Raw genomic sequence first — 8,613 nt, forward strand, 5'->3', positions numbered from 1 at the left:
TCAACGTACAATGAATTACAACAATTACTCGCAATTGCATAAGATTCAGCTGTACTCACCCTAACTTTCTATCTATTAAAAAACTTTGCAACAGAACCCTCCATGATATTCCATTCTCTCTTTAAATCGTAATTTGTCAAATTTTAAAAAGACTTTTCGTGACATAAATTTCCCTTGAACCGGGACCTTACTTTTATTTATCACATTGACATTTCACTTATAAGCTTTTTCTTATAAACAATCTTGGAAATGGTGACACTCACTTCATAAAGAAGAAGCAAAGGAACAATAACCAAGATATCCGATATAGGATCAGGTGGCGTAATTAAGATCGATACGACAGCAAGAGAAAAATAGGACAGTTTCCTTGCCTTAGCCAATCTCATTGGATTAAGAATTCCTAATCTCGTTAAAAACATCACGACCAAGGGCATCTCAAATAGAAAGCCAAATGGCAGACTCAAGCTAATCATGAACCGGAAATATTTATCTGCTGTAAATATGGTTTCAAACTGCCCTACAGACAACTTCATTAAGAACCCTAACACGTTCGGAAACAGGACAAAATAACCAAAAGAGATTCCCATCATAAACAAAAGAAATAACCCCGGAATAAAACTTAAAGTCACCTTACGCTCTTCCTTGGTCAGCGCCGGCGCCACAAATCGCCATGTCTGATAGGCGGCTACAGGAATCGTAGCCGCTATGGCAAATACACCTGATAAGATCATATACACCCATAAAATATCACTTGGGCCCAAGATGGCCAACTTTCCGTCAAGATCCCTAACTAACCAATCATAAATATCCTTTACAAAAATAAAAGTGGCAATGAGAAAAACAATGAATGCAAGTAAGGTTTTAATGATTCGTTGACGAAGTTCCTCTAAATGTTCAATAAGAAGTATATCTTTTTTTTCCATAATGCATTCCTCCTGCTTTTATATATAAAAGAAATAGACGAGTTACCTCGTCTACATATGATTATGAAACTTCTGGTTTCTCCTGCTTCTTTTCAACAGCTGTTAATTCAGGCTTTTTTTCTTCCTTTTTCTCTTCCTCTTTATCTTCATCAGATACTAACCCCTTGGCTGCACTCTTGAATTCAGTTAACGTGCGTCCAAAAGCCCGGCCTACTTCCGGCAGCTTGGAAGGTCCGAAAATAATCAACGCAATCACAAGTATTAAAATCAAACCAGGAATCCCTATGTTTTGTAACATTCTAATTTCCTCCTATTTAAATAACATTTTTCAAACTGTTATTTATCGATTTGCACAATGTACTCCTGCATCCAACTGTTGGTTCTAAAATTCCGGCCTTTGATGACAACTTCATCCTCAAATACATGTACTTGCAAGCCTTGATTAAAAGCGCCGCCTTCTGGGTGTATCATTTCTCCGGGTTCCGGATTCGTCGGCATCCATCCGGTTTGAATGGCACCGCAGTTAACGACTGTAATGCCTTTCTTATTACCGCCCGGTACTTTAACATTTACCGCCCAATCTGGCAAATCCAAAGACCAGTGTGAATGGCCCGTAAACACGAATATATTCGGGTAATCCCCGATAATATCCATAAACTCTGCTTGCCGCAGATAGTCTCCCAAATACGTTTTGTATGAGCCCGAGACGGTGTCGCGAAGGACATGGTGGGTCGCGATAAAAACCGGTTTGGCTTCTTTCGAATACTTTTCCAATCGATCGCGCAACCAATTCAATTGATCATCGCTAAAATATACTTGGTCTGTGCTGAAATTTGCATGGTTTTCGTTACCCAGCACTAAAAATGGAATACCTCGAACTTTGCGCTCATAGTATGGCTTGTCCACTCCAGCAAAATCATAAAAACGCTGAAACCTGACCTCTACGCTATCCTGTCTTCTGTACAAATCATGATTTCCCATGGCAGGAATGATATTGAAAGGAACTGCATTGTTATTTATTATATTGCGTACCGCGTCAAATTCTTTGGGATCGCCGTAGTTTGTAATATCACCGTTAATAACCAGCGCTTTGGAATAAGGGTTGATGATATTCATTTGCTTCAATGCGGTATCAAAATCCACGGTATCCCCTTGAGTATCACTAATGACATTGAAAGTCATGATGGATTTTCTCGTGATGGAAATGTCCACTTTCAATTCCGAAATAACAGTTTCCCGACCTTTAGCATCCGCTACGACAAGGTCTTTAATCGTGATGCTGCCAGTTTTACCTACTTTACCTTTCGCTTGTACGTTTAGTTTCGCAAGATTGACCGTCTTTCGTTGTTTTAAAGGATTTCCAGTTGTGAAGTTGACTACGATTTTATTTTTGGAGACTTCCGTCATCTGTGCTTGCAATCCCTCTTGCATTCCTGTCACATCGGTAACCTTGAGAATGGATGTATCAAAATGAATGTTCATGCTTTTCGGTACAAAATCGCTGTATACTTCATTCAATCGAATCATGACAGGAGTATGGGTACCCTCCTCAATAAATCCAGCATGCTGAACATCGGCTTGGACTAAGTCGATGAAAGAAATATCCGCAGGAATGTTCACTTCAATTTGACTTAAGCTGACAAACGCATTGCTTGCCGCTGCATTCTTCTCCCCGGTAACAGTTACTTTTACTTTATGTTTCCCCGCTTCAAGTTCAGGGCTTTCATAATAAACTCCTGTTTGTCTACTAGGTGCATACAAGTCTGCTTTTTGTTCCGGTCCCCCGTCAATAGAGATAGCGGCAATCCCGTCTCCGGCATCTAATTCTCCCAGTAGACGGAATTGATCTCCTATAAATTCAAATTCAAAGTAGACGCCTGTTTTATTGTTAACAGAGTGCGAGGACCAATGTTCCCATCCTGTACCTTGGAAGTTAACTTTGAACAAGCCTGTCCCTTGTTCAAGATTCGTTATCGTGATGACATTACTATTGGCTGCAGCAAGGGCTGTTTGCCCTCCATTCAATTGAAAACCACTAAACGGAACAAGCGAGATGCCGAGCGCAAGTCCAGCTGTTTTCGTTGTCCCCTGTAAAAAATCTCGTCGACTCATTTCTTTTTCAAAAACAACACTATTTTTAATTTTTTTCTGTGATTGGTCGTTTTTCATCATGTTGCTCCTCTTTTCATCATAAATTATTAACCATTTCAACTGCAGGAAGATACATCAGATTCATTTCGACGATGTTCAGAAACTACTTTTAAGTTAAAACCTGATAGTTATAACAATTATTTATCCTCCTAATTTAATGAAACTTTATTAGTACGTACCTAATTGTAAATGGGAAATGTTACTAAAATATAAATCATAAGTAAATTTCACATTAAAAAAAGTAAATAAAACAAGAAATACAACATTTTATATTGTTTAAGTTGGACTTGAGAAGAAATTTAATTGAGGGGATTTTTAAGTTTTCTATGATAAACAGTTTTATAAGAATTTGATGGAGATATTTTGCGAACAAATTCTCTTCTTTTCTTGTATCCCTTTACAAAAATAGTCAACATAGTTCCGCGTAGTTACCAGCCCATTTACAAAGTTCCGATAAAATGGGTTCTAGAGATTTTCCGAGCTCTGTAAGAGAATATTCGATTTTTCGTAGGTAAACCCTTATTCCATTAAATGGCCTCTTAGTGGAGTAACTTTATTGCTATTCAACATTTCCTTAATCCGCCTTTCAGTTCAGATCTTCTTTTCACTTTTCACTATAAAAATACCCCTTTAGATAAACAGATCCAAAGGGGCAAAACATCGCAACTTTTTTATAAACGTCGCGACTTTATTCAAAACATCGCGTCTTTTTTATAAACACCGTGACTTTATTTAAAAGCGACAACTGGAAATGCTCCCTTTAACTGAGCAACTGTGATATCACTCAATTAAACGTTTATTTTTTAGCCACCATAACAAATTATTATTGCTTATGAAGTTTAATTTTCTAATCACCAACAGAGAAAATATTTTGAAATAAACAGACAAAAAACTCGGGACCTTGAATTGGGCAGTCTTCTTCAATTTCTAAATATGTTTTAAACATTTCGGTTGTTTTCATTTTCCATCTCGCCACTTCTTTACCTTGATGATAGAATCTTACCCAATCCATTACTTTTTTTCATTGTAAATTCATTTGATTGACTTGTAATAAAGAATTCAGGTGCAATTTTTAGCCAAGTTTTATAGGTAATTTGGAATACCTCATCGGTTTTACAGTTAAAAACTTGATAATATGGATGCCCACCCCACTTTGTTGTCTTTTTGCACTGATAAACTATATCTCTATCGTTGGAATAAACATCAATTTGAACATGCCAATCAATATCCCATATATAGGATACAATTCTTGTTAAGGTACTTTTGTAATTTCTTTTAAAACTACATACAACATTCCCATGTTGGTCGAGTACATGAACCAATTTAGTGGAATGTTTGATTTTGGGAGGTGAATAGGTGTACTTCTGCATTTGAATATCCCTTCATTAATTCCTTTGTTAGTATTTTCATATAATTATACAGAATTTTTTATAGAATAGTTTCAATATAAAACCAATTTTGGATTGATATCGTTACTCCACAATCTGGCCCCGATACATAAAAAGAGCGCAATCCTGCTCTGGAAATGCGCCCTTTAATTGTTCACTTTTGAAACTGCACATAATAGGTTTTTTCTAACTATCTAAATGAATAAGGAGCCTCTTTAAGATGACATGGTAATCAATGTTTAATTCATGTCACCTGCTTTAATCCATTTTAGGTTTCTAACCACAGCATCTTTAGACCAATCAACGGGCATTTCTTGATCTGAAATAACACAATCAATTGATGAGAATGACCCTATATGAAAAAGAGCCTTCTGATTAATCTTGGAAGAATCAGTTACAACATAAACACTTCTTGATCTTTTCATCATAATAGTAGATGCAGTTGCTTCATCTATATTGAAATCACATATTCCATCTTTGCTAATTCCTCCACATGAAATAAACGCTTTATCAAAATAAAAGTGTTCTAATAACAGATTGGTTAATGGTCCACTGATTGAACGTTGCAGTGGATTAGTTATCCCTCCAAGTACGATTACTTTGCCATCAAATAGTTGGCTTTCTAATCGATTATTTAAGATTTCGGCTGCTGCTAATGAGTTGGTCACAATCGTGATATTTTTTACATTTTCAATGGAACTCGCAATATGTAAGGTTGTTGATCCTACATCTAGAGCAACTGTTTCTCCATCCATAATAAAAGTTGCCGCAACTTCCCCTATCATTTTTTTTTGATTATGAGAGATGCCGATTTTTTTATTAAAATGAGGTTCTTTAATCAAACAAAAATATCGAATAGCCCCACCGTGAATTCTACGTAATTTCTTTTTCTCTTCAAGCGCGCTTAAATCTTTTCGAATCGTTTCTGGTGTTACGTTTAATTTTATTGCTAAATCCACTACATTAACTTTATTTTTTATCTCAAGTTCTTTAATTATTACTCTATACCTTTCTGTCATTAAATGTTTATTCATACAATACTTTCAATGCCTCCATCATTTGGATTTGTTTTGTTTTAATCAATTATAAAAACTGAATATAAAAAAAAGCCTAAGAAAATGTTAAGTTTTGTAAATTTATCAAAAATGGAGAAGAAAACAAAACCTAAAAGCATCTTTTTCATCTATCTTTTCTACTATAAATAATCTGAATGTTTTTCTTATTAAGGCTATTTTGTTGTTTTCTTTGGCTATTTTGTTTTGTTTTTTTTACTTATATTTCTAGCATAATTAATATTCTATCAATATTTTTATTCTACGATGGAAATGTAGATTACGGGGATAATGGAGGCAGTTCTTAAATAATGATTGCTTGTACTTGAAACTGTATAAACCTTTTTTCCCTATTTTCTCTCTTTTCGATTGCTAGGCTCTAAAAAATTTTTAAAAATTTGGAGGTAATTTTCATGAGTAATCAGGATCAAAGCAAAGGGTTAGACAGAAGGAGTTTTATAAAAATAGGAGGAGTGAGTACGCTTGCGTTAACAGTTGCTTCTACTGGTTTGCCAGTTGATTTGTTGACTAATAAAGCACATGCTGAACAATCAGAAAATGCTAAGCTTCAATTTAACTCAGATGGCAAGTTTAAAGTTGTACAATTTAACGATACTCAAGATGATGAACGAATTGATCGCAGAACAATTGAACTTATGGAGAAAGTTCTTGACTCAGAGAAGCCGGATTTTGTTGTTCTTAACGGTGACAATATTGAATCAGGCATTGATACGGAATTAGAGATGAAACAAGCCCTAAATAATGTAACTCAGCCAATGGAAAAAAGAGGAATTAAATGGGCGGTTACATTTGGAAATCATGATGAAGATTGTTCAGCCAAGACCGGAATGTATGAGAATGACATGCTGAAGTTCTATAGTAATTACAAATATAATATGAATGAACCTGGAGAAAAGGGCCTTTCTGGAACAGGAAACATGAACCTCTTAATAAGAAATTCAAAAGGCGATAAAGCCGTATTCAACCTCTGGCTTCTTGATAGCGGAAGATATGCACCAGCACAAATAGCCGGGCAAGATTTTAAAGGATACCCAACTTGGGACTGGCTCCGTTTCAATCAGGTGAATTGGTACTATGAGCAATCTAAAAAACTTGAGAAGCAATACGGTTATAAAGTTCCTTCACTCGTATTCATTCATATCCCTTTATGGGAGCATCGTTTTATGTGGCATGGAGGCGTAGACGTAAGAACACAAGCAAGCCATGAGCTTGCAATGGCAAGGCATAAAATAGTAGGAGAAAGAAATGAAGATGAATGTCCAGGACCGGTTAACAGCGGCTTGTTTTCAGCCATGTTAGATAGAGGAGACGTTAAAGGAGTTTTCTGCGGACATGATCATATAAACACCTATTGTGGCAACTATTATGGAATTTTGCTTGGGTATGCTGGTAACACAGGTTTTGGAACGTACGGTCTTGGTGGTGCTGATAACAACAGACTACGTGGAGCAAGAGTATTCAATTTAGATGAAAATAAAGAAGGTGTTCTTGTTGAAACCCATATGGTTTTCGCTAAGGACTATGGAATTGATTTAACAAACAACGATCAAAGTATGGATCCTTTACCATTAAATGACAGAGTGAAGGAACAAGCGGTGAAAGGATAAATGTAGTTCATCTTATTCGTCTCAATCGTTTAAAAATATTTTTAATGGAGGCAACAGCATGTTACAAAACATAGGAGTACCAGGTCTAATATTAATTTTAATTATTGCACTCATCATATTTGGGCCATCTAAGTTACCTGAAATTGGGCGTGCATTTGGTAATACATTAAGAGAATTTAAAAATTCGACGAAGGATTTAGTATCTTCGGACTCTAAAAAGGAAGATGAAAAAATTTAAATTTTGGATTGAGAAAAGGGATATATTTCTTATCTCTCTTCTTTTTTATTATTGAGGTGAAAAACATGAAGGATAAGGAAGTTGAATTAACGGTACATCTAGAAGAATTGAGAAAAAGGCTTATCTATATCCTTGGAAGCTTTTTAGTTTTTTTTGCTTTATCGTTTGCTTTTGTAGAACAAATTTATAAATGGCTAGTTAAAGACTTAGAAAGTATGCTCGCCTTACTCGGACCAGGCGATATTTTATGGATTTATTTCAAAATATCGGCCGTCTGTTCACTTGCTCTTACTATACCATTAGCTGCATATCATGTTTGGCGTTTTGTTTTGCCTGCCCTTCAAGAGCATGAAAGAAAAGCAACCTTTATGCTAATTCCCGCACTATTTTTGCTATTTATTCTGGGAATTTCCTTTGGCTATTTTCTTGTTTTTCCTATTGTTCTATCCTTCCTGGAAAAATTAGCAGGAGAAGGATTTCAGCAATTTTATACTTCGGAAAAGTACTTTAGTTTTCTAATTAGTTTGACCGTTCCTTTTGGAATATTGTTTGAACTGCCTGTTGTCATTCTATTTTTAACAGCTATAGGAATAATATATCCTCAGATGTTAAAGAAATCCAGAAAAATTGCTTATTTTGTGATTCTCATAACGTCTGTGCTAATTACTCCTCCAGATTTTATATCAGACATACTCGTATTAGTTCCGCTGATATTAATCTATGAAATTAGCATTACTTTATCCGGTTCTGGTGCAAAAATGTTAGTTAGAAACATAGAGTAACAATTTTCTCTTCATTTCTATCTTATGAAGCTAAGCCAAATAATTTATGAATAAATTCTTTCTGGTTTTGGACAGATTTGTCCGGTAAAACAAGTTGCCCCTTTTTCATCATATGCATGACTTCAACACCACTCAATATAGAGATTGCTGTTTTAAATGACTTTAATCCTAACATAGAACGAACTCGTCTTTTAATAAACCGGTGGTCTTGTTCCACTATATTATTGAGATATCTAACTTGTCTTAGTTGTATGCCTTCAGGCATATGTTTCTCTCCCTTCAACTCTTGAATCGCTACAGGATAGGCAGGGTTCTTATCTACCGTTATCACGCGAGGTTTAGAAACATACGAAAAAGCCAAGGCTTTCTTGAAAAAGCACTTGGCTGCTTGTTTATCTCTTGATTTACTTAGAGAAAAATCAATTGTATTACCCTCTGAATCAACTGCACG

At 35.5% G+C, this 8,613-nt stretch carries 9 protein-coding genes and 1 pseudogene; 3 read left to right on the forward strand and 7 right to left on the reverse strand.

Annotated elements, in window-relative coordinates:
• Positions 1–200 precede the first annotated feature (200 nt).
• The 6 genes and pseudogenes from tatC (CN326_RS23315) to CN326_RS23340 form a co-directional block, all read right to left on the reverse strand.
• A complete protein-coding gene (tatC, locus tag CN326_RS23315) occupies positions 201–923 on the reverse strand; it encodes a twin-arginine translocase subunit TatC (protein WP_098311324.1) in 723 nt (240 codons plus the stop codon).
• Between the two features lie 61 nt (positions 924–984).
• Positions 985–1,221, reverse strand: coding sequence for a twin-arginine translocase TatA/TatE family subunit (gene tatA, locus CN326_RS23320; protein ID WP_098311325.1), 237 nt, complete (start codon positions 1,219–1,221; stop codon positions 985–987).
• A 38-nt stretch (positions 1,222–1,259) separates the two neighbouring features.
• Entirely contained in the window at positions 1,260–3,095 is a 1,836-nt protein-coding gene (locus CN326_RS23325) for a DUF4073 domain-containing protein (protein WP_098311326.1), read from the reverse strand.
• Positions 3,096–3,483: 388 nt separating this feature from the next.
• Positions 3,484–3,597 (reverse strand): winged helix-turn-helix transcriptional regulator, encoded by a 114-nt coding sequence (locus CN326_RS23330; RefSeq protein ID WP_098311331.1) that lies wholly within the window; start codon positions 3,595–3,597, stop codon positions 3,484–3,486.
• Positions 3,598–3,921: 324 nt separating this feature from the next.
• Positions 3,922–4,444: pseudogene (locus CN326_RS23335) on the reverse strand (tubby C-terminal domain-like protein).
• Between the two features lie 257 nt (positions 4,445–4,701).
• The gene (locus CN326_RS23340) at positions 4,702–5,496 is read right to left on the reverse strand and encodes a DeoR/GlpR family DNA-binding transcription regulator (protein WP_098311327.1); all 795 of its coding nucleotides are present in this window, start codon (positions 5,494–5,496) and stop codon (positions 4,702–4,704) included.
• 431 nt (positions 5,497–5,927) lie between these two features.
• Between CN326_RS23340 and CN326_RS23345 the strand changes: the two genes are divergently transcribed.
• From CN326_RS23345 to tatC (CN326_RS23355), 3 genes are all read left to right on the forward strand, one after another.
• Entirely contained in the window at positions 5,928–7,142 is a 1,215-nt protein-coding gene (locus tag CN326_RS23345; RefSeq protein ID WP_098311328.1) for a metallophosphoesterase family protein, read from the forward strand.
• 58 nt (positions 7,143–7,200) lie between these two features.
• A complete protein-coding gene (locus tag CN326_RS23350) occupies positions 7,201–7,380 on the forward strand; it encodes a twin-arginine translocase TatA/TatE family subunit (RefSeq protein WP_098311329.1) in 180 nt (59 codons plus the stop codon).
• A 65-nt stretch (positions 7,381–7,445) separates the two neighbouring features.
• Entirely contained in the window at positions 7,446–8,162 is a 717-nt protein-coding gene (gene tatC, locus CN326_RS23355; RefSeq protein WP_098311330.1) for a twin-arginine translocase subunit TatC, read from the forward strand.
• A 22-nt stretch (positions 8,163–8,184) separates the two neighbouring features.
• Here the strand turns inward: tatC (CN326_RS23355) and CN326_RS23360 are convergent.
• On the reverse strand, positions 8,185–8,613 hold a 429-nt coding region (locus CN326_RS23360; RefSeq protein ID WP_141525121.1), incomplete at its 5' end, for an IS6 family transposase.

Origin of the sequence: Bacillus sp. AFS018417, from assembly GCF_002560985.1 — a bacterium.
Classification (GTDB): Bacteria; Bacillota; Bacilli; order Bacillales; family Bacillaceae_G; genus Bacillus_A; species Bacillus_A rhizoplanae.

What these genes read in the sequence shown, in the direction of transcription:
- tatC (WP_098311324.1), bottom strand. Translation starts at nt 923, where the DNA reads ATGGAAAAAAAAGATATACTTCTTATTGAACATTTAGAGGAACTTCGT.
- tatA (WP_098311325.1), bottom strand. Translation starts at nt 1,221, where the DNA reads ATGTTACAAAACATAGGGATTCCTGGTTTGATTTTAATACTTGTGATT.
- CN326_RS23325 (WP_098311326.1), bottom strand. Translation starts at nt 3,095, where the DNA reads ATGATGAAAAACGACCAATCACAGAAAAAAATTAAAAATAGTGTTGTT.
- CN326_RS23340 (WP_098311327.1), bottom strand. Translation starts at nt 5,496, where the DNA reads ATGAATAAACATTTAATGACAGAAAGGTATAGAGTAATAATTAAAGAA.
- CN326_RS23345 (WP_098311328.1), top strand. Translation starts at nt 5,928, where the DNA reads ATGAGTAATCAGGATCAAAGCAAAGGGTTAGACAGAAGGAGTTTTATA.
- CN326_RS23350 (WP_098311329.1), top strand. Translation starts at nt 7,201, where the DNA reads ATGTTACAAAACATAGGAGTACCAGGTCTAATATTAATTTTAATTATT.
- tatC (WP_098311330.1), top strand. Translation starts at nt 7,446, where the DNA reads ATGAAGGATAAGGAAGTTGAATTAACGGTACATCTAGAAGAATTGAGA.